Source organism: Caldithrix sp. (assembly GCF_056497305.1).
Window position 1 is genome coordinate 1 of sequence record NZ_JBSMDE010000133.1, and the last position, 22,147, is coordinate 22,147.

At 43.8% G+C, this 22,147-nt stretch carries 21 protein-coding genes; 1 reads left to right on the plus strand and 20 read right to left on the minus strand.

Annotated features, from left to right (window positions below; translation table 11 throughout):
* Positions 1–145 precede the first annotated feature (145 nt).
* From ACWB0I_RS11060 to ACWB0I_RS11155, 20 genes are all read right to left on the minus strand, one after another.
* Complete coding sequence (locus tag ACWB0I_RS11060) at positions 146–955, minus strand: sulfotransferase family 2 domain-containing protein (protein WP_479388124.1); 810 nt, start codon at positions 953–955, stop codon at positions 146–148.
* Positions 952–3,108: a bi-domain-containing oxidoreductase gene (locus tag ACWB0I_RS11065; RefSeq protein ID WP_479388125.1), complete on the minus strand. Its 2,157-nt coding sequence runs from the start codon at positions 3,106–3,108 to the stop codon at positions 952–954. Before ACWB0I_RS11065 ends, ACWB0I_RS11060 begins: the two co-directional genes overlap by 4 nt.
* 21 nt (positions 3,109–3,129) lie before the next feature.
* On the minus strand, positions 3,130–4,236 hold the full coding sequence (locus tag ACWB0I_RS11070) for a glycosyltransferase family 4 protein (RefSeq protein ID WP_479388126.1): 1,107 nt from the start codon (positions 4,234–4,236) through the stop codon (positions 3,130–3,132).
* Positions 4,237–4,275: 39 nt separating this feature from the next.
* A complete protein-coding gene (locus tag ACWB0I_RS11075; RefSeq protein ID WP_479388127.1) occupies positions 4,276–5,577 on the minus strand; it encodes a DUF6337 family protein in 1,302 nt (433 codons plus the stop codon).
* Positions 5,567–6,613 (minus strand): glycosyltransferase, encoded by a 1,047-nt coding sequence (locus ACWB0I_RS11080; protein ID WP_479388128.1) that lies wholly within the window; start codon positions 6,611–6,613, stop codon positions 5,567–5,569. The genes ACWB0I_RS11075 and ACWB0I_RS11080 overlap by 11 nt, the downstream gene beginning before the upstream one ends.
* The gene (locus ACWB0I_RS11085) at positions 6,583–7,872 is read right to left on the minus strand and encodes a flippase (protein ID WP_479388129.1); all 1,290 of its coding nucleotides are present in this window, start codon (positions 7,870–7,872) and stop codon (positions 6,583–6,585) included. The genes ACWB0I_RS11080 and ACWB0I_RS11085 overlap by 31 nt, the downstream gene beginning before the upstream one ends.
* Positions 7,873–7,879: 7 nt before the next feature.
* Positions 7,880–8,842 (minus strand): Wzz/FepE/Etk N-terminal domain-containing protein, encoded by a 963-nt coding sequence (locus ACWB0I_RS11090; RefSeq protein WP_479388130.1) that lies wholly within the window; start codon positions 8,840–8,842, stop codon positions 7,880–7,882.
* A gap of 17 nt (positions 8,843–8,859) precedes the next feature.
* Positions 8,860–10,488: a polysaccharide biosynthesis/export family protein gene (locus ACWB0I_RS11095; protein WP_479388144.1), complete on the minus strand. Its 1,629-nt coding sequence runs from the start codon at positions 10,486–10,488 to the stop codon at positions 8,860–8,862.
* A complete protein-coding gene (wecB, locus tag ACWB0I_RS11100; RefSeq protein WP_479388131.1) occupies positions 10,488–11,585 on the minus strand; it encodes a non-hydrolyzing UDP-N-acetylglucosamine 2-epimerase in 1,098 nt (365 codons plus the stop codon). The genes ACWB0I_RS11095 and wecB overlap by 1 nt, the downstream gene beginning before the upstream one ends.
* Positions 11,582–12,379: a ribonuclease III gene (gene rnc, locus ACWB0I_RS11105; RefSeq protein ID WP_479388132.1), complete on the minus strand. Its 798-nt coding sequence runs from the start codon at positions 12,377–12,379 to the stop codon at positions 11,582–11,584. Before rnc ends, wecB begins: the two co-directional genes overlap by 4 nt.
* Positions 12,380–12,418: 39 nt before the next feature.
* Positions 12,419–13,663: a beta-ketoacyl-ACP synthase II gene (gene fabF, locus ACWB0I_RS11110; RefSeq protein ID WP_479388133.1), complete on the minus strand. Its 1,245-nt coding sequence runs from the start codon at positions 13,661–13,663 to the stop codon at positions 12,419–12,421.
* Between the two features lie 83 nt (positions 13,664–13,746).
* The gene (locus ACWB0I_RS11115) at positions 13,747–13,989 is read right to left on the minus strand and encodes an acyl carrier protein (RefSeq protein ID WP_479388134.1); all 243 of its coding nucleotides are present in this window, start codon (positions 13,987–13,989) and stop codon (positions 13,747–13,749) included.
* Positions 13,990–14,042: 53 nt separating this feature from the next.
* Positions 14,043–14,780 (minus strand): 3-oxoacyl-[acyl-carrier-protein] reductase, encoded by a 738-nt coding sequence (gene fabG / locus ACWB0I_RS11120; protein WP_479388135.1) that lies wholly within the window; start codon positions 14,778–14,780, stop codon positions 14,043–14,045.
* Complete coding sequence (gene fabD / locus ACWB0I_RS11125; RefSeq protein ID WP_479388136.1) at positions 14,777–15,703, minus strand: ACP S-malonyltransferase; 927 nt, start codon at positions 15,701–15,703, stop codon at positions 14,777–14,779. The genes fabG and fabD overlap by 4 nt, the downstream gene beginning before the upstream one ends.
* Positions 15,704–15,723: 20 nt before the next feature.
* Entirely contained in the window at positions 15,724–16,740 is a 1,017-nt protein-coding gene (locus ACWB0I_RS11130) for a beta-ketoacyl-ACP synthase III (RefSeq protein WP_479388137.1), read from the minus strand.
* Positions 16,733–17,746 (minus strand): phosphate acyltransferase PlsX, encoded by a 1,014-nt coding sequence (gene plsX, locus ACWB0I_RS11135; RefSeq protein ID WP_479388138.1) that lies wholly within the window; start codon positions 17,744–17,746, stop codon positions 16,733–16,735. Before plsX ends, ACWB0I_RS11130 begins: the two co-directional genes overlap by 8 nt.
* Positions 17,747–17,770: 24 nt before the next feature.
* Positions 17,771–17,959 (minus strand): 50S ribosomal protein L32, encoded by a 189-nt coding sequence (gene rpmF / locus ACWB0I_RS11140; protein WP_479388139.1) that lies wholly within the window; start codon positions 17,957–17,959, stop codon positions 17,771–17,773.
* A 9-nt stretch (positions 17,960–17,968) separates the two neighbouring features.
* Positions 17,969–18,460 carry a YceD family protein gene (locus ACWB0I_RS11145; protein WP_479388140.1) on the minus strand — a complete coding sequence of 164 codons (492 nt, stop codon included), beginning with the start codon at positions 18,458–18,460 and terminating at the stop codon, positions 17,969–17,971.
* Between the two features lie 155 nt (positions 18,461–18,615).
* Positions 18,616–19,992 (minus strand): sensor histidine kinase, encoded by a 1,377-nt coding sequence (locus tag ACWB0I_RS11150; RefSeq protein ID WP_479388141.1) that lies wholly within the window; start codon positions 19,990–19,992, stop codon positions 18,616–18,618.
* Positions 19,989–20,714, minus strand: a complete 726-nt coding sequence (locus tag ACWB0I_RS11155; protein WP_479388142.1) for a response regulator transcription factor — start codon at positions 20,712–20,714, stop codon at positions 19,989–19,991. Before ACWB0I_RS11155 ends, ACWB0I_RS11150 begins: the two co-directional genes overlap by 4 nt.
* A 207-nt stretch (positions 20,715–20,921) precedes the next feature.
* Between ACWB0I_RS11155 and ACWB0I_RS11160 the strand changes: the two genes are divergently transcribed.
* Positions 20,922–21,824: a hypothetical protein gene (locus ACWB0I_RS11160; RefSeq protein WP_479388143.1), complete on the plus strand. Its 903-nt coding sequence runs from the start codon at positions 20,922–20,924 to the stop codon at positions 21,822–21,824.
* Positions 21,825–22,147 lie beyond the last annotated feature (323 nt).

The window sequence follows — 22,147 nt, forward strand, 5'->3', positions numbered from 1 at the left end:
CGGCACAATTTGCTCCCCCTTCCCTTTATTAAAAGAAGGGAAGGGGGCAGGGGGGTTAGGATCTTCAGCACAAAAATTTTCGCATCCCGCTGTAGCGGGACTAGATCTCTTGAGGATAGAAGTATTCTAATCATTAAATCTCGGTTTAATGGAATTTTTTGTGCAGTGCTTTCTCCACGTGTCTGTAGATTCCATGACGCATGATCACGTGAAAGGCCAGCTTCCAGGGATTAAATTTGAAATTTTCCTGGGCAGATCGAAACGCCTCTAATCGTTGAGGCAAATCTGCTCCATAATTTTTCTTATATTTTGGATACAGCGCCCTTTTCACAAACTCATATAAGTCAACATCATGCGCATTGGCCCGATAAATTCTCTCCTGAAGGGCATCGGAGATAAGGTTCTTGTTTTTGTGCGGATTTTTATTTTTTAGGGTGTAATTCATTTTGTAATCTACGAGTCCCAGTGCGTTTTGAAGCAATAAAAGCGATTCATCAAAATGTTCTACCAGACCGACAAAAGTAAATTTTTTTTCTAAAAGATCCATGGCCTTTTCCGGATCATCCTTACCGCAGATTCGTTTAGTCATAAAATTATTGAAATAGCCGTTTTCCAGGAAGGATTCCAGGGTCCATCCAATTTGCATAATTTGTTGATGATAAAAAAACTGGGAAAGAAAACGCTGCACCGGTTCTCTCAAAAAGGTGAAATAAGCAATCTCCCGATTCAAGACCTGTTCATAGTTTAAATAAACTCGCGTTGTATGTCCGCCAAAGCCGTTTAAATAGGGAAACAGCTTAAAGAAAATGCGGGCCTCCTGTGCAGTAAATACATTCTCCTGATCGTTAGCCCAGATGGACCAGGGCGAGAGCGTAATATAGCGCAAGCTGTTGTTTTTAAAAATATGATGCAGGGTAATGCCCGCTGCTTTTTCAATATGGATGAAACAGATCATGACCGTTCATCTTCCAGTTGTGCCCATAGCGCTTTAAGTAATATAGTTCGCTTTTCCACCTTGGCCTGATTGACAGCCAGTGTGGCAAGATGCACCTCAATTAGTTCATGGGCCGGAATGAGCGTTTGACGCTTCCCCTGGACAGCTTCCAGGAACCACTTTAACTCATTAAAATGGCCTTTATCCTGTTTGAGCCCTTTCAGTTTCAGCGGCGAACCAAAGGCCATCAGTTCTTTAAAGTTATCTATCACAAAAACCCGCTGGGAACTGAATACTTCTACTCTTTCTTTAGGAAAACGCGGATGGCCATTAGCCAGATAGTGGATGGCAGCCTGTGAACCATCGTCAAAGGATAGCAGGATCATGGTCTTATCCTCATCCAATTCGGAATGTCCTTTGGTGGAAAGCGCCGTAACCGATTTAATGGCATGACCAACTAGGAAGCGAGCCAGATCAATAAAATGGCAACCTTCCCCCACAATGCGCCCACCCCCCATCACAGGATCGTGTACCCAATGCTCCTGCGGAATGTGACCGGCATTTATTGTAATCACAACCGAAATGGGATCGCTTCTTTCCTGTAACGCTTTTTGCAAAGCCTGGCTGGCAGGGGCAAACCGCCGATTAAATCCGACCATCAAATGTTTGTCTGGCTTTTGCTGGTAGACACGATACACCTCTTTTAATTGCTCAAAGGTCACGGCCAGGGGTTTTTCCACAAACACATGCTTATTGTTTTTCAAGGCCTCCGCTGCCAGTCGGGCATGTGAATCATGACGCGTCGAAATAAATACCGTGTTGATTTCATTGGAGTCCAAAATGAGTTGACGATTGGAGGTAGCCGCTGGAATGCCGAACTTTCGGGCGGCAATGCTGGCGCTCAGCCCGTCGGAAGAGGCGATCATTTGTATGGGAGCGCCCAATTTTTTAAGCTTTGGCAGAAGCATGGATTTGGCAAAATTCCCAACCCCAATAAAACCGATCTTTACAGAAGGGACTCGCTCCTTTTCCGCCTCTGAGGCTATTTTTAACACCGTGTGCCGGTCAGGTAGTTTTTTGTACTCAAGAATAATTCCAATAGGATTTTCTTTCTCAATCGTCTGATACGCCTGCACGGCCTGTTCAAAGGGAAAGCGATGGGTGATTAAAGGATCAACATTAATTTTTTGTTGTTCCAATAAAAAAAGAAAGGCATCCATGTTACGTTGAGCCGTCCAGCGCACATAAGCCAGTGGATAGTCGTAGCCGCTTTCATATTGAGGATCGTAACGACCGGGACCGTAAGCGCTACTCACTTGAAAGGAGAGTTCTTTTTCGTAGAACAAGTTCCGCGGAACCGAAATGGGGACAACGCCAATCAACACGATGCGACCTCTTTTGCGCGACATCAGGGCACATTGACTCAACAACGGTTCCGAAGAAGTGGAAGCGGTTATGATGACAGCATCGGCGCCAACACCATTGGTTGCGCCTAGAACAAATTCAATGTTCTCCTCAGCAGTTTTAGAGAGCGCAGCCTCAACGCCAAAAGTCCTGGCAAATTTTACTTTTTCTTCCACAACATCAAAAGCCAGCACACGACATCCATTGGCCTGCAATATCTGGGCCGTTAACTGTCCTAAAAGGCCCAGCCCCACAACGACCACTGTCTCACCGATGGTTGGGCCGGCCAACCGGATCCCTTCCAGACAAATCGAGCCCACCACGGCAAAAGCGGCCTGCTCATCACTAACCGTTTCTGGAATAGCTGCCGTTAAGGTCCAGGGCACGCGAACCATTTCAGCGTGCGGGCCATTGGAAACAACGCGTTGACCGATTTCAAAAGCAGTTACCCTGTTACCTTTTTCCACGACCACACCCACATTGGAGTAGCCTAAATGGGTCGGTTCATTCAATTTATTCCAAACTGCCTGCGCCGTGCTGATCAAGCCTTCTGTTTTTATTTTATCCAGAACCTGCTTAACACGCTCCGGTTGTTGTTTGGCCTTGGCCAGATAAGAAGCCTTGCCAAAATCGAGCATCATCTTTTCGGTGCCTACCGAAATTAAACTCTTTGTGCTCTGCACGATCAAACTCTGTGCGGTCGGTTTAGGAGCTGGCGCTTCAACGATCTCCAGCTCTCCTGTTCTGAAATATTGAATGAGTTGTTTCATTTAAGTCTTCTCCTCTTCCAGTCAGCTCAGTAAATCATTGTACAGTGTTTCATATTTTTTTACAATTTGAGGGAATGAAAAATATTTAGCAATTTTTTCCTGATTTAATCTTCCCATTTTTTTGCGTAATGGCTCATCCCGATACAGGTCAAATATCTTGCGCGCCAAAGCTTCCACATCGCCTATTTCAATTAAAAAGCCGTTCTCACCGTCAATAAGATACTCCGGAATTGCACCCTGCCTCGTAGAAATAACCGGCAATCCAGCAGCCATGGCCTCCAGATTGACAATGCCAAAACTATCGTGTCTGGAAGGCAAAATAAATACATCCGAGGATTTTAATATCTTTATCTTTTCTTCCCCCGTTTTAAGACCGTGAAAATGAATAAAAGGCTGCACTTTTAAATCCTGATAAAACGTTTGGACAGCTTCCAACTCCCCGGGGTCTTCTTCCCTACCGATGAGTTCAATTAAAATGTTTTTAAGGTTGTATTTATTGACTAATATGCGCACGGCCTGGCCAATTTCGTAACATCCTTTCCGGGCACCGATTAATCCGATGAAGGACACTCTGAATTTCCCATCATCAGGTTTGGTAACGCGGACGCTCTGGTAAAGCTGGTAATCAACCCCATGTGGAATGATCACATAGGCATAGCGCCCAATTTGTTGTAAAAGATGTTTCTTAAAATTTTCTGACAGAATAATAACCGCGTCACAGTGAATAAAAACAAAACGCATGACCATTCTGACAACGCTCTTCTCTTTAACATACGATTCCAGTTTTGAACCATGCAGATGAAGTATTGTTTTTTTGCGGAACAGGGCTTTGGCTATGAAAATCATTAAACTCTTTTCAAGGAAACTGGCCATATTCGAACAATGCGCATGCACGACCTGCGGACGTTCTTTAATCAAATAATAAAACAAAAGAAGCATAAACTTCATCGTTAATACAAAGCGAACGACACGGTACTCATGGAAAAAGAGGGGAATGTTGGTGTTTAAAATGACAAAATCATATTTCTGGCGTAGCGATGAATCGAGAATCATATTGGTCACATATTGAACCCCGCCAATTCTTTGCTGACCATAAGGGCCGATACTTAATATTTTATTTTTTTTCATATTCCAAATTTAGTTTATTAAACCCGCATTCCATTTCCATTAATGAGCACTCCGTTTTAAATCGGTTCTCTGAATATTCAAATTTAAAAAATTAATGCTGCGGAACAATAAAACAAATACAATAAAAATGACAATATTTTGATAAGTTGACAATAGTGTAAAATATTGCACAAAAAAGGACAACAAATTCATCGTCAAAAAGAGCAAATTCAGGAAAATTAATATCGGGTTGTAATGGCTCTGACTTTTAAAATAGAAGACATAAGAAATGATGGCAAATAGCGTTACAGCAAAAACCGTAAATGGAATACCACCTATTAAATAGTAAACGCCATAAGCGGTGCCCACATTGGAATACAGGCCCGGCGCAGTCTGCTGAAAGCCAAGATTCACGTAAGGCACTGCGCTATAACGAACGAAACTTCCAGTAACAAAGAACAGAAAATTGTAAAAGACAATCAGCATGGTCCAATCGGGTTTAACCGCAGGATGGTTTAACCATGTGTCCAGCACCATGGGGCCAGTAACCAGATAATTGAGCGTTTGTTTGAGAAAAAACTCCCAGATGTCCGTCCGAAACACGTCAAAGGTGCCCCAGGCCAGGGTGAGCGCAAACCAGAAAATATTCATCAACAAAAAAAGAGCCAGGGCCGCACCAGCCAGAACGCGAAATTGTTTTTTAACCGATTTTTCCAGATTGTAAAAAAGAAATGAAATAAAAATGACGAACATGATATGATATTTGACCTGCACGGAAGCAATAGCCAGTCCAAGCACAAATAAGGTTAACAAGGTCAGTTTTTTAAAGCGTACTTTGCGATACATAAAGACTAAAAAGACAAAAACCACTTTACCAACCTGAACCAGATGGGCCACAATACCCACAATCATCTCTTTTTCGTAATCTTCGTTTCCAAAAAAGGCAAAACCGCCATGCATGCTAAATAAGGAGAGCATCTTTTTAAACGTCACCAGAGCGATGATCCAGGCCAGCCCTATTAAAAGTAAATCGTATTTGTAAAACTCATCCGCAAACTTAAAATAAATGGGAGCTCTTCCCTGAGAAGGCAGAGGCATTAATCGTGAAACCAGCAGCCCTACCAACCAGACAATCACAAGACAAAAAGTGATGAAAAGTTGTACGCGCATGGTGATGGGAGGGAAATCGGTGTGTATGAGCAGAAAATTGCTTAAAAGAAAAATAAAGATGAAGGGCAAGGCAGCCAGATTAAAGGGCGTAATGATGTTTTGTACGCGCCTGGTTTCCAGCCAGACCAGCAGACTTAAAAACAGTGAATAACCAACCGTGGCCAGTTGAATGTAATTAAATTCAGTTCTCATTTAATATCTGTTCAATCTCTTGCTTATTTAATTGCTTTAATTTGCTGGAATAATGCCAAATCTTTGCTACAAATTTAAGGGAAACGTTTAGAGGAATGCGGTAGCGGTAAAGCATTAACAACCCAAAATAAACAACCGCGGGAATCCTCCAGAGCTCCCATTGCCATCGGGGCAAAAAGTCCTTCATATCAATTGTACGATTTAAAGCAAAAATTAAAATTTTATTTTTATTACGTTGCCACTGCTTTTCCGACGAAGCCGCAATTTTATGGTACACTATGGCATCGCCGACAGCAATCAGCTTTAAATTATTCTTTTTTGCCCTTAAACTCAATTCAAAATCTTCTTCTCCAAAAAAGAATTTTTCTGTTAGCTTGCCATACTGTTTGATTACCGGCAGGGGCAGGCACAATGCACAGCCATTGATAAATTCAATTTGCCGAATTTGACCCGGATTTATTGTTTTGTAGTATTTTGTCTGCCCCCAGGGGAGTATTCTCCCTCCGGCATTGGCAATCTGCTTTGGCCTGTCATAATAGTAAATGGTTGCCTGGGCCATCGCTGCCTGCTTCTCGGTTTGTAGCGCATGTATTAACTGCGAAATCGTCTGCCTTTCCAACACCGTATCATTATTCAACAGTAAAATGTAATCGCTTCGAAAAGATTTAACTACACAATCGATGCCTACATTCATGCCTCTGGCAAAGCCCAGGTTTTCTTTCAGGGGCAATAAAAATAATGTCCCTTCTTTCCTGATAGATTGGTGACATTCTGATAGCACAATCAAAGGCAGAGGCTTAGTGCTTAAGGGATACACCAGCTCAGGAAATTGCGTTTCAATCTGATCCAGATCGCCTTTAGCCCAGGAGATTATTTTATGAACCGAATCGTCGTCCGAGCCATTATCTACGATCAGGATACTTAGATTTTCATAGGTCTGTTTAAGCAAGGTTTCCAGACATTCAATGCTATCTTTCCAGCCGTTCCAGTTCAACAGAATAACCGTTACATGCGGAATAATTGCGCCACGCTCCATTCGCTATCCTTTTTTACAAACCAGCTTAACAAAATAAATAACCATAATTCCACCAGGGTCCAGGCGATGACCGTTCCGGTGGCCAGCCAGAATTTAGAAAAAATGGTGCAGATAATTACATTGGTCACACCGGCAATGATGACCGCTTTGGAAAATTGATTCTTTAATCCGAAATTAGTCATAAATATAATGCCCAGGATGTAATTCACCACGCCAAACACAATAACTAAACTTCCGATTTTTAACAAATTAGCGCCCAGCACATTTTCTTTTCCTGTAACTAAATAAACCACCCAGCGGGAGGTAAGCATCAATGTGATTGTAATCCCCAGACCAATGGAGGCCATGATTTTAATAATTTTGGAAATGGCCCTTAAAGCTCTGTCCTGTGATTCCGCAGTGATTCTTGAAATAAAAGGGAAGAGGGTCCTGGTTAACGGAGAAAACACCGTCTGCAGTACCTTTACCACTTTTTCTACAGCGGCAAAAATACCGACGACCTCTTTGGAGGCAAAAAACCCCAGAATGATGATATTGATATTTCGATAAAAATTGATCGCAAAATTGGAAATAAACAGCGGCCAGCCGTCTTTTAGATAATACATCATTCTTTTACGCGCCGGCTTTTGAAAACGAATGTTGAATTTCCGGTTGAGCAATAACAGGCTAAACACCCCGGCAATCATTAATGCGCTGCTATTAAACAAAGGCACCAGAATATAATCTGCCGGTTTCCGGATGAAAAGAAATATCAAGGCCAGGTACAACAGGCGACCTAAAAAATTGATGTAGTTGAGATATTTCATATCTTCAAAACCGATGTAGAACCAGAGCGCCATCAAAATGTTAGCTGGCACAATGCCATAAGCGAACAGATACACCAGCCTTTCGCGGGCTAAATCGGGAATGAATTGAAGGAGGGCCCACAAAGCAGCCAATCCGCCAAGCATCAATATAATTTGAATGATAAAAATATTGCTAAAGATCTCCGACATCTTCTGAGGATGATTCTGATTGCGGGCTATGTATTGCACGCCTGAAACAGGGAAGCCGTATTCCACCACAACTCTGAAATAGTAGGCAACAGCCTGCGCCAGACTGATTACGCCGAACTTTTCCACGCCAATAACCCGAATGATGTAAGGAATGGTAATGAGTGGCACTACATAATTGAAAAGCTGAAAAACGGTAAAGTTAAAAAAATTAGTTAACAGATGACGATATTCTTTTGAAGATAAAATTTTTTTTAAAATCGTCATTCGGATGTTAGCTGCCTAAGTTTTGTTTCAATGCACGGTATGCCAGAATCGAATAATTTACAGAAAATTGAACAACGAGTATCAAAAAGAAGAAACTGATTAGTAAGAGAGCGCGTCGAGGCCGGCTCTTTTTATAGGGGACAATGGCTTCATCCAGAACTTTAACCGGCGACAAATTGACCATATTCTGCAAAACAAACAACTCTTCTTGTTTACGCAACTCCGCTAATATGGCGGATTGCATGGTCAAAATGCGCCTTAAGCGCAGTTCTTTAATTACATTTTCCGGAGCATTCAGATCGCGGGTCGTCTTTAAAAATTCTTCCAGATTCTTCTCTGAAAGCACCAGGCTATCTTTCATTATCAAGATGCGTTGCTTTAAATAATCGTACTGTTCGGTGTATTCTTTTTTAATTTGTTTGCGCACAATGACATCCAAATATTCCACCAGCTTATTGGCCACCTGGGCAGCCAGAAAAGGATTTTTTAACGTTACTTTGACATAAAGGATGTTATTGTCGGGATTTATTTCGGTATAGATGACATCTTCATCCATTTTTTTAAAGGCTTTTTCCCACAACTGCCTCTGGTTCTCTGCTTCGATTTCTAAGAAATTCAATAAGGTCTCTTTGCGCGTGGCGTCGTCCTCTTTAAATTCAAATTCGCTTTGCAACAATTGTTTTTGCAGCTTGCGGCTGTGAATGATGCCTTCGTACATCTCCTGCGACTGCCCACCGGCTCCCATATTACCGATGCCCGCCAATCCGGCCAGGGCGCCCAATTTCCCGCTCAATTGCGACGAAAAACTGGCAGAGGATGGAACAATGGAAACCGTGGCCGTGTAGTATTTATCCAGAACAAAGAACAAAACAATGAGCACAAGAACCATACTTACAGAAAATACGATTACATTTATTTTGCGTTTTTCCCAGATAAAGGAGAGAATTGGATTCAATTTTGTCTTTGCCACGTTTACTCCTGTTAGGGCTATTTCGTACTGCGAATAATCACAAAAACCGTTCCTAATTGGACAATAACCGTCAGAGCTTCTTTAACAATGGGCCACAGCTCCCACTCGGTGCGCTGAGGGATGAATATCTGCTCCCCGGGCTGGGGGATGCTCTTTTCACCGGCATCGCGCCAGGCACCGGTTCTGACATCGATAATTTTAATCATCGATTTTTTAACGCGATCACCATAACCGCCCGCTAAATGCACATAGTCTTTTATCGAAAAATTTTCATGATAGGGATAAATGCCCGGTTTTTTCACCCCACCGGAAATCACAATCGAATTCAGCCTGGCTGGTACGACAATTCGGTCGCCATCTTTTAAAAGGAAATCGTTGGCCCGAGTTGAATCGCTCAACAGTGTTTCTATGTCGGTTTGCAGAACTCTAACATTCTGGCCAAAAAAGTTCTTAACATAACTCAGTTCCGATGTTGGCAGGGGGGTTTGCGGTTGATTTAAATTTAGCAAAATAAAAGGAAAACGATTTTTAAAATTTTCCGCTTTCTTTCTTTCAACAAAAGCCAGAGCAGGCTGAGCATCGTCGGTTACGCCCCCACACCATTTTAAAACATCGCTTAGTTTGGTCTGGCCTTCCAAAATAGGATAGGTACCAGGATACTTAACCTGGCCTTCAACAATCACAGCCTCTTGTCTGCCCAGGTTGATCTTTTTTCGCACAAAAATTTGATCTCCTGGTTGCAGAGGCAAACGGCCATCGTGCGGATAGGTAAGAATCTGGTGGAAATGTTGCACATCTATTGTTCGGTACAGCTCAATGCGATTGGAATCGGCCGAAACCTGCAGCCCACCCGCCAATTGAATCATGGTGTGTAGATCATCGCCAGGAAGATATTCATAATAGCCCGGATGGCCCACCTGCCCACCAATGTAAATATTCCCTTCCAGAGAATCTTTAAAATTCACAAAAATAATATCGTTGGATTTTAAAAGCGGATTCTGACTCTGATCTTTTAATCTCAAAAATTTCAGGAGGTCATAAGAGGTTTCCTGCTCTCCACGAATCAAATCGATTTTGCGCATCGAGATACGATCTAAATCGCGTATGCGTAAAGAATCGGTCCTATAAGCAATAAGTATTTTCTGAACGGCATCAAGCAGGCGATCGGCAGAGTTCATATCCAGATCAACAACCGGTTCCAGTGCGCCAATAATTGAAACCTTAACAGGATGGATGCGTACCAGGCTGATATCAATTTCTGATGTATTGTAAAATTTTTGCAGATGTTTAAAAATCTCTTTTTTTACCGTTTTTAACACCTTGCCTCGCACAAAAACAGCCGAAACCTCCGGAAAGGGCAAATACCCATCGGCAGAAACGGTTAAACGAAAGGTCTTTACATCGGGGCCTTCCACATCCACGCGGATGAAAAACTCATCCCCGGAATCGACTTCATAGATATTTTCATCGATCGAGGCAATTAGATTGCCCGCCGACAGAGGTTGTAGCGCTTTTTGTTGTTGGGTAACGGTTAAAAGAGAGCTTATTTTGGAATAATCGGTTGGAGTGGAAATATCCTGGGCAAACAAGGGCGCGAACCATAATGGCAGACCTATTAAAATCAGTAATAGATTCCATTTGCTCATCACGTTAAACTTTCATTCAAAATTTTAACAATCCTTTCGGCTGCATGGCCATCCCATAACTCTGGAATTTGACCATTTTTAGCTTTACCGTCAAGTACTTTTTCAGCCTCTTCGATTATGCGCCGGGTATCGGTGCCCACCAGTACATTGGTGCCCAGTTCAATGGTGATGGGGCGTTCGGTATTCTCGCGCATGGTAATGCAGGGAATTCCCAGAAAGGTTGTCTCTTCCTGAATGCCCCCAGAATCGGTCAGAACCAGTCGGGCATTGTGCAATAACTTCATAAAATCAAGGTAGCCCAAAGGTTCGAGCAATTTAAGATTTTGCATCTTTTCTACTTTAGGGCGAAGTCCAAACTGATCAATCATTTTTTGCGAGCGAGGATGGATGGGAAAGACCAGGGGCAATTTTTTTTCGATGTGTTCAAAGGCATTGAGCAATTTTTCAAAATTGTGTTTATTGTCAACATTGCTAGGTCGGTGCAGGGTAATAACGCCATACGTTTCAGGAACCAGGCCCAGGCGTTCCAGAATGTTGGATTTTTCGGCCAGAGACTTAAAGTTCACTAACGAATCGATCATCACATGGCCCACAAAATAGATTTTGGATTCATCAATGCCTTCGCGTTTTAAGTTTTCCAGGCCGCTCTTTTCCGTAACAAACAAAAAATCGGACAGCACATCCGTTACCAGGCGATTGATCTCCTCTGGCATGGTACGATCAAAAGAACGCAGGCCGGCCTCTACATGTGCAATTTTGGTGTTCATCTTGGCCGCTACCATGCTGCAGGCTGCTGTTGAATTCACATCCCCAACCACAATGACCAGATCCGGTTTTTGGTCGATCAATACCTTTTCAAACTGCATCATAATTTTTGCCGTCTGCTGGGCATGGCTGCCGGATCCCACTCCTAAATAGATATCGGGTTGAGGCAGCTGTAGGTCATTAAAAAAGAATTTAGACATTCGCTCATCGTAATGTTGCCCGGTGTGCACCAGAACTGGTTGCAACTCGGGATACTTTCTCATTTCTTTTTGAATAGGCGCAATTTTCATAAAATTCGGTCGTGCGCCAACCACATTTAGAATCTTTATCAAGGCGTTTCCTTTTGTTTTTGAGATTTATTTTTAGAACGGTTCGCAGTGACTGGTTTGTTCAGCTTTTGGAGCGCTTTTCGGGCTGCCAGTTGTTCTGCCTTTTTTTTGCTGGGGCCAATCCCTTTTGCAATCCAGCGGTTATTGACATTGACCCGAACGACAAATTGCTTATTGTGATCCGGTCCGCTTTCGTGAACAATCTGGTACACCGGATTTCCCCAACCCTTACTCTGAGCCTTTTCCAGAAGCTCTGATTTGTAATTGTGGTAGCGTTTAACGTTCAGTAAACGTTCACGATTTTGAACAATAAAGCGATCCACAAATTCCCGCGCCGCCGTAATTCCGCCGTCGAGATAGATAGCGCCCAAAACGGATTCAAATAGATTGGCCAGATTGTTCAATCGTTTTCGGCCGCCGGTTTTTTCTTCGCCTTTGTCCAGCAGCAAATACTCGCCCAGGCCCATTTCTTCGGTTATCTGGGCCAGCACCGGTCTGGATACAAGTACAGAACGCTTTTTAGATAGTTTGCCTTCGTCCTCAGCAGCAAAAAAATGATACAGATGATCGGCAACCAGCAGGTCGAGAACGGCGTCTCCTAAAAATTCCAGCCGTTCATTGGATTCGATATTGTTTTCATGCGTCACATTTAAGTAGGAACGGTGCTTAAAGGCTTTGAGCAATAATTTTTTGTTTTTAAAGCGATAGTTTATTTTTTGCTCAATCTCAGCAAAAGGGATGGGCTGCTCCCCCTGTTGAGTTTCAAATCCAATCCGCTCCAGAATCTTTTTTAACATTCTGCTTACTTACTCTCTATCGTTTCAAATGTCCGCAGGTTATTCCTGAAATTTTTTAACACAGAGGGTTACATTGTGCCCACCAAAACCGAATGAGTTGCTGATGGCAGCCTGCACCTCTTTGTCGATTGCTTTGTTGGGTACATAATTCAGATCGCAGCTTGGATCCGGATATTCGTAATTTACCGTAGGATGCACTTTACCATGATTTATGGTTAAGGTAGAAACAATCAACTCCAATGCGCCGGAAGCGCCCAACAAATGCCCGGTCATCGATTTGGTAGAACTGATTGCCAGTTCATAGGCGTAATCACCAAACACGGTTTTAATCGCTTCGGTTTCGTTTTTGTCATTGAAATAGGTGGACGTGCCATGGGCATTGACGTAGTGAATGTCGGTTGGTTGTAGTCCGGCGTCCTTCAGGGCGGCCTTCATGGCCCGAACGGCGCCTTCTCCGGCAGGGGCTGGCTGCGTAATATGAAAGGCGTCAGCTGTAAATCCCATGCCAGCCATTTCTGCGTAAATTCTGGCGCCCCGCGCTTTGGCGTGCTCCAACTCTTCTAAAACAAGAATCCCCCCGCCTTCGCCCATTACAAAACCATCCCGCTTAGCATCAAAGGGACGGCTGGCTTTTTCGGGTTCATCATTGCGCGTAGAAATGGCTTTCATGGCATTAAATCCGGCAATGCCACTGGGTACAATGGCAGCTTCGGCCCCGCCACAAATCATCACATCGGCGTCGCCATACTGGATGGTGCGCATGGCGGTGCCAATACTGTGCCCGGCCGTTGCACAGGCCGAAACCGTCGCAAAATTGGGCCCTTTTAAGTTGTGCTTAATAGAAATGTGCCCGGCCGCTATATCAATAATTAATAGGGGGATAAAAAACGGACTGACCCGTTTGGGCCCGCGGGTCACCAGTTTGGTGTGCTCATCTTCGAAAGAGAGCATGCCCCCAATACCGGAGCCGACAATGACCCCAATCCGATCACGGTCAGCTTTATCGAGGTCCAAACCGGAATCTTTTAGGGCTTCTTCGGCAGCCAGAATAGCGAATTGACTAAACCGATCTAAACGACGCAACTCTTTTCGGTCAAAATGATCCAATGGATTGTAATTTTTTACTTCACAAGCGAATTTGGTGTCGTATCCAGTGGTGTCAAAAAGCGTAATTGGGGCCGCGCCGTTTTTGCCGTTCAGCAAGGCTTCCCAGGTTTGCTGTACATTATTTCCCAGCGGAGACATCAGCCCCATGCCGGTAATCACAACCCGTCTTTTACCCATAAATGTAACCCTTTTGTCGATGTAACTTAGCTAAAAATGGAAGGAAGCAGTCGTGTACAAACCGTTCCTTCCATAAGCACTGCTCATTCTTTTTCAGCTAATTTTTGTTTCAGATGTTCAACAGCGTCACCTACGGTGCGCATTTTTTCGGCTTCCTCTTCCGGAATCGAAATCCCGAATTTATCTTCAAAAGCCATTACCAATTCTACAGTGTCTAAACTGTCCGCACCTAAATCATCAATAAATGATGCATCGGGCGTTACCTGCGATTCATCGACGCCCAATTGCTCAACGATGATTTCCTTAACGGTTGCTTCAATATCCATATCATCTCTCCTTGTTAGTTGTACGATACATGGTTTATGTTCAAAATATTCATTTACATGACCAGACCGCCGCTGACAATCAGCGTGGTTCCTGTAACATAGGCAGCTGCTTCACTGGCTAAAAAGGCCACCACATTGGCCACATCCTGAGGCGTTCCAGCTCGTTTCAGAGGAATCTGCTTCAGATATTCTTCTTTTACCTGCTCCGGCAATTTTTCGGTCATTTCCGTGGCAATGTAACCCGGCGCAACCGCATTTACCGTAATGTTCCTCGCGCCCAGCTCACGGGCAAAGGCCTTGGTTAAGGCAATCACGCCCGCCTTTGACGAAGCGTAATTGGCCTGCCCGGCCGTGCCTAAAATTCCGCTCACCGAAGCGATGTTAATGATACGCCCACTACGTTTCTTCATCATCACTTTGGCGGCAGCCTGTGAGCACAAGAAAGTTCCTTTTAAATTGATGTTCAGCACCGAATCCCACTCACCTTCGCTCATGCGGATGGCCAGATTGTCGCGCGTAATCCCGGCATTATTCACCAGCACATCCACCTGGCCAAAAGCCTTGACCGTTTCTTGAATCAGACGCTGTGCATCTTCGGCTTTGGAAACATCCGCCACAACCACCAGCGATTTAACTCCCTGAGCCTCAATCTCTTTGGCTGTCTCCTTAGCGGCATCTTCCAGAATATCTGAAATCACCACGTGATACCCATCTGAAGCCAGCTTTAAGGCAATGGCTTTACCAATTCCGCGTGCCGAACCGGTTACAATGGCTACTTTGTTTTCGCTCATTCTGCATCCCCCAATTTATTTACCGTTTCCACCGTGCCAACGGGCTGACATGGCACCTGTCTGTTTATTCTTTTCAATAAACCGCACAATACTCTGCCCGGGCCTATTTCATAAAAGGCATTAAACCCATCGGCTATCATATTTTCCATGCTTTTTTGCCATAATACCGGACTGGTTAACTGCTTAAAGAGCAAGGTGCGAATTTCATCTTTACGGCTGACCGCTCTGGCTGTCACATTAGAGTAAACCGGCACTTCGGCATCATTAAAAGCGGTCTTTTCCAGAGCCTCCTGTAAGCCAGCGCGGGCATCGTCCATCAACGGGCTGTGAAACGCGCCCGAAACCACCAGTTCAACCGCTTTTTTAGCGCCCATCTCTTTAGCCAGCTCAATCGCATCGTGGATGATCTCAACTTCGCCGGAAATGGCAATTTGCCCGGGCGAATTGAAATTAGCCGCTTGAATGATGCCACGGACCGAAAGCCGGTCGCACAAGGTCTGTATCTGCTCTTCGGAAAGGCCAATAATGGCCGCCATGGTACCCGGATGCTTGTTACCCGATTCATGCATCAGGCGCCCACGTTTCTGAACCAGACGCAAGCCATCTTCAAAGGACAGACTACCAGCCGCCACCAGGGCACTGTACTCGCCAAGACTATGCCCGGCCACGCCCTGAGGTAAAAATCCTTTTTCCTTTAACAAAGAAAACACGGCAATGCTGTGGACAAAGATAGCAGGTTGCGTAATAAAGGTCAATTTTAGTTCTTCTTCAGGGCCTTCAAAACAGACCTTTTTCAAACCGAAATCCAAAATTTCATCAGCCCGGTCGAATATTTTACGGACGGTAGCGAATTCTTCGTACAGGTCTTTGCCCATCCCCACAAATTGCGATGCCTGTCCCGGGAAGATAAATGCTCGTTTCATCACTCTATTTCCTGCCTCAACTACTCTGAGATGGTATTTTCTGGTTTGGGGATCCCCCAGCGTAACAGTGCCGAGGCCCAGGTAAAACCACCACCAAAAGTAGCAAACAGAACCAGGTCGCCCACATTGAGCTTGCCCTGCTGAAAAGCTTCGGACAAAGCAAGAGGGATGGTGGCAGCCGTTGTATTTCCATACTTATCGATGTTAATCATGACCTTGTCATAATCAATGCCCAATCGTTTAACGGCAGCGTCAATAATGCGCAGATTGGCCTGATGAGGAACAAAGAGGGTAAGGTCTTTACCGGAAAGGCCATTCTTTTCCAAAATATGGACTGAAACTTCGGCCATTTTTGTAACGGCAAACTTAAAAACCGTTTTGCCATCCTGGTAGATGTAATGCCAGTCATTCACCACGGTTTCCAATGAGGCCGGAAACAGACTGCCGCCGGCTTTCATTTTCAGATAATCGGCCCCACTGCCGTCAGAAAACAACATGAAGTCTATAATGCCAATATTTTCATCTTCCGTAGGCTCCAACAACACAGCGGCGGCCGCATCGCCAAACAAAACACAGGTATTGCGGTCCCGATAATTAGTTATGGCGCTCATCTTATCTCCGCCAACCACAACAATCTTTTTGTGCGTGCCAGCCATAATGAACTGAGCGCCCACAGAAAGCGCGTAAATAAAACCGGAACACGCGGCAGCCACGTCGAATGACCAGGCATTTTTAGCGCCTACTTTTTCCTGAACCAGATTACCCGTACTGGGGAAGAACATATCGGGCGTTACCGTGGCCACGATGATGCCTTCAATTTCTAAAGGATCAATACCGCGTTGCTCGCACAGCTTCTTTACAGCTTCGGAAGCCATGTCTGACGTAGCCTTTCCCGGTTCCAGAATATGTCGTTCTCTGATTCCAGTACGCGTTCTGATCCATTCATCGCTGGTATCGACCATCTTTTCCAGATCAAAATTGGTCAGTACCTTTTCTGGCACGTAGTGCGCCACCGCGCTAATGTAAGCCTTAGGCATTACTCAACTCCTTTTCCCTCAATTTTTCTGCAATTCTTTTATTCACTTGATGGCTGCTCATTTCGCGAGCTACCTTTAACGCGTTTTTAATGGCTCGATCGGTAGAGTTGCCGTGGCAGATTACGGAGATTCCATCTACGCCCAGCAAAGGGACGCCCCCATACTCCTGATAATCATAACTACGTTTTAATTCACTAAAAGCGGGCTTCACCAGCAGCGCCCCAAAATTGGTAAATAAATTGGCGCCAATATTCCGTTTGATCGCTTTCACAATCACACCCATTACACTTTCGGCCATTTTTAACAGGGCATTTCCCACAAAGCCATCACAAACAATAATATCGGTTTTCCCTTTTAAAATGTCCCGCCCTTCCACATTGCCGTAAAAGTTTGGCAGATTTTTTTTAAATAATTGATGGGCGGCCAGGGTCAAAGCATTGCCCTTTTTTTCCTCCTCACCAATGCTGAGCAGACCAATTTTTAGATCTTTTTGTTGAAACACCTCGCTGACAAAGATATCAGCCATCAGGGCAAATTGCAATAGATGAATCGGTTTTGAATCAACATTCGCGCCCACATCAATTAAAAAGACCATGCCTTTTTCACTGGGCAAAAACGAACCTATGGCAGGCCGCTTAACACCGGGAATTCGTTTTAGAGTCAATAATGAACCAGCCATTTGCGCCCCAGTGTGTCCGGCGCTTACAAAGGCATCGGCTTCGCCCCTGGCATGCAACTGCAAGCCCACAACCATGGAAGAGTTGGTTTTCTTTTTAAACGCTTCGGTGGGCGACTCATTCATGCCGATATTTTCCGGAGCATGAACGATGGTAAAACGACCATGATATTTTTCAGGAATATGTTTTAATCGCTCTTTGATTAAATCCTGATCCCCCACCAGAATAACCTGATCTTCTTTAGGGGCTTCCTTTAAATATAAATAAGCCCCAGTAACCGTAGCACGGGGCCCATGATCACCCCCCATAACATCCAGGGCGATGCGCATTAGGAATTCCTTCGCAAGAAACGATTAAACCGACTTGGGAATATACACGTTGCGTCCCCGATAATACCCGCAATTCGGGCAGGCACGGTGAGGCAGTTTCTTCTCGCCACAATGATCACAGATAACCAAAGAACCGGCACGTAAACTGGCCATCCATTGCGCTCTGCGTTTATCTCTTAAATTGCGTGATACTTTTCGTTTTGGATTTGCCATTTCCCTCTCCTATTTTAATAACTTTCTCAATTCTTCCCAGCGTGGATCGATCGGCTTTTCGCCGCAGCGACAGGCTTCATGATTCAGATGTGCGCCGCAATTCGGACAGATTCCTTTGCAATCTTCGCTACACAACATCTTCTGCGGATGATTCAGGAGCATCATCTCCGATATCACCGGATCAATGTCGATTTCGATGGCATCCGCCTCAATGCGAATGATATCCTCATCCAATAATTCACCGGCGCCCTGGTGATATTGCTGCTCGATATCTGCCGTGAAATGTACATCGAACTCATCCAGGCAGCGATCACAGGTGTAGTGCGCCTGCGTCAATAAATCAATGTGCACGCGAAAATCTCTTTTGATCTTCTCCACATGCACATGTACGCTCGCCCGATTGGGATAATAACTCCTGATCAGGGGCGATATAAAATCCAGTTTTATCTCTTCATCCACTTCCACAGGATGAAGATCGATATCCTGTATGTTGATTTTCATCAGAACTTTCGAATTTATCAAAACTTGTTGAGGAATTCAACCCTCAAAACTTTGCATTTATTTAAATGCCCGGTCTCTATTTTGTTTCATTTTTATACGAAATAGCCAAATGTACATTATTAAAAGTCTTAAGGCAAATTTTATTATATTCCAAATCAGGCTAGAGGCCATTCCATAACAATATGCAACGCATCGTCTTGCACCTGAGCCTTAATTGTACCGCCCAGCTTTTCCACCAATTCTTTGACAATAGCCAGCCCCAGGCCCGAGCCTTTTATCCTTTCAGCATGCTTTTGATGGCGGTAGAAAGGTTCGAATAATTGCTCCGGCGCTACTCCCAGAGGAAAAATCAGATTATTACTGATGATTAGAATGGTGGTATGCTTTTCTTTTTGTAATCGGGTGACAATTGGTTTCATCAAGTCTCCATATTTTAGCGCATTGCTCCAAACATTATCCAAAATTTGCGCCAGACGGGTGGGGTCGCCCATTATGTACACGGTTTTAGCACCTTCCATTATTAAAATGCTTTGCGCTTTAAAACGACGGGCCTTTGATTCAAAATACTGATGTTCTTCTTTTAACAGTTTTCTCAGGTTAATCCGTTCTTTTCGAATGCTGAAATCGGGGTCCTGGTAACGCGCCAGTTGAATTAAATCGTCTACCATTTTAACCAACCGTCGGATGTCTTTACGCACAACTGTTAACAATTGGTTACCCTGAGGATTATTCTCCAGAAGTTTTAAATAATCGATGATATCCACAAAACCTTTGATGGATGTAATAGGAGATTTCATTTCGTGAGTAACATGACCAATGAAGCGTTGTCGCGCCTGATTGCTCTCCTCTAACTGCTGAATTAAATCGCGAAGCTGCTGTGCCATTCGATTAAATCGTTTACCTAATAAAGCAATTTCATCATTACCTTTAATATTTAAGCGGATGTTTAAATTACCCCGTTCAATCTCTGCCACTCCACGCTGTAAAACTAACAACCTTCGATTCAGTGAAGAAGATAGAATCCAGCCCACGCCAAAAGCGACCAGAATGGTTACGCCCGCCGAAATCATTAACAGAAACAGTGCTTTTTTTAATATGTAAGGTTCTTCTGGCTTCCAGGTAACCAGGATGTGCGAGAAACGACTATGGGCAAAAGGGCTTACAAAATGCATAGCGTAGCCACCAAGCTGTCCATGTACGCGTTTAATTGCTTCCAAAAGCCTTAATTCCGGTTCAATGAACATATGATTCCCGGCAACCCAATGCCCACTACTATCGTAGAGATCGAATTGACTTTCCAGAAAAAGCGTTTTTACAAATTGCTGGACTTTCTCTTCCGGATTATCTTCATGCTGGATTTGGTAAAGACGTTTGAATATGGCATTAAAGCGCGGTTGCTGAGCCATAATTAGTGTTTCTTTAAAACTCTTTTTTATAATATAGCCGCCAATAACGCCCAGTAATATAAATAGTGTCAGAAATACAATAATCAAAATAAAAATCACTTTTGTGTAATACGAATGTAACTTCATGCTCCCTTTCCCAACCTGTAACCAAGGCCAAACACCGTAATAATATATTGCGGATGCCTGGGGTCATCTTCAATTTTTGCCCGCAATCGGGCGATGTGTGAATCCAATGTACGGCCATAGCCTTCATATTCATATCCCTGCACCTCCTTGATCAATTCTTCTCGGGTGAACAGCTTTCCTGGATGCTGAATTAATATCTCAAGCAGGCGCAATTCAGTGGGGGTTAGACGTATGAGCTGGCCATGTACTTTTACCTGCCTGGTGGTCCGATTAAAGGTAATTGCGCCGTAGATCAGTAACTGATGGTTTTCCTCTGCTTTCTTTCTGTCCATTTGCCTCCGACGGATCAGAGCTTTAATACGGGCAATCAATTCCATCATATCAAATGGTTTGGTCAAATAGTCATCGGCCCCTGCATCCAGCCCCACCAGCTTGTCCACTAATTCCGATTTTGCCGTTAACATGAGCAAAGGGGCCAGGGTACGTTGACGTAATTTTGGAATTAAATCCGGGCCCTGAATATCGGGCAACATCCAATCCAGAACGATGGCATCGCAATGCTCCAGATGCTCCGAATTTAATGTTTGTTCGGCATTAAGAGCATGATATACCGTAAAACCAACTAATTGCAATTGAACCGTAATGGTTTGAGCAATACCTGTTTCGTCTTCGATTAAAAAAACAGAATATTTTTGCTGAGGCTGCAAGCCGTTTTCGGTCATTAAAAACGCCTCTCCGCTTTTTATCAACTGTTTACAATTTAAGAAAATAATCCATTAAAAGTACAGTCCATATTGCAAAACAAGATTTTTGCAACACTTTTGCTACATTTTTGCAACAATAGTCAGATTTTTACTTTCTAAATTTGTTTTAACGCATAGCGCAAAGGGATACTAATCATATTAAAATTTAAACCACAGGAGGAAAAAATGAAACCGTTTGCCATTTTTAAACCGTTTATCGTTGTACTGATGTCTGCCACAGTACTAATTACTGGTTGTAATAAAAAGAGCGCAGATTCAGAAGAAGACCCCGTAACGGCTATTACAGAAGATGAAAACGTTCAGGCCAGCGCCGAAGCTGCCGCTAGCGCGATTGTTTTTGCAGAATCGATGACCATGCCCGCCTCGGCCATTGTAGCTTCTAATTCTGGCAATACCGCCAGTTCTTTTGAGAAAACTTCAGGTGTTCTTGATACGCTATTTTCCGACTGCCCGCTGGTTACCGTTAAACGTACAGAACGCGAAATCTTTATCGACTATGGAACCGGATGTACTGGAGCTGCCGGAATAACGCATAGTGGTTCTATTTTTCTCAAAGGAAAATTAGAAAACGGAAAACTGGTCTTTTTAGCTTCTTTCAATGATTTTACTGCCAATGATTACCTTTTAACTGGTACTGTTAAGTTCCAGGTTGGTATTGACTCCATTTTTATTGATATTCAGGATGGAAACTTGCAAGAAGGTAATATCTCATGGACTTGTAATGGGCAAATTGCCATGTTACCTGATTTAAACGCAACTTTACAAAATCCATTTGACGATATCTATTATTGTCATGTGGATTTGAATAGCGCTAAATTGGTTGGTGAATCAAAAAACGCACAATATGCCTATTATATTTATACCCCGCTCCGGAAGTTATTGGAGTTTAAATTGCTCTGCGAATATCCTTATCGTGGTCGACTAAATGTTATGTTGAACGAGGGAAATGACAAAACTTATTTTGGTTTTGATTTTGAACCGTATGAAGCCAGTTGCGATGACGTTGTTCAAGTTTTTACCAATAAATGGCCGGATGGAGTGATTATCTCATTAAGCGATCTTCTGTAATGGTAGTATACCATAATACTCATCTAATGGCACCGGTTCGCTCAGAAAAAGCGAACCGGTCTTTCTCAATTTTCATAAATTTAAGGCAACACAGCTGCAACCATAAATCCGCCATTGCGCACCAAAAGCCACAAAGGCCGGCTCGAGCATTTAAGGCACAACGCTCCAGAAAGACAAGATGCAGCGGAAGATATCACGGTAGAGTAGAAAAGGGAATGAAAAGAACAAGAGTCTTTACATCCGCCTTAACCCTCCTCAAACCGGACGTGCGGATTTCCCGCATCCGGCTTTCCCGTAGAATTTCATCACAAGCATTCACAAGT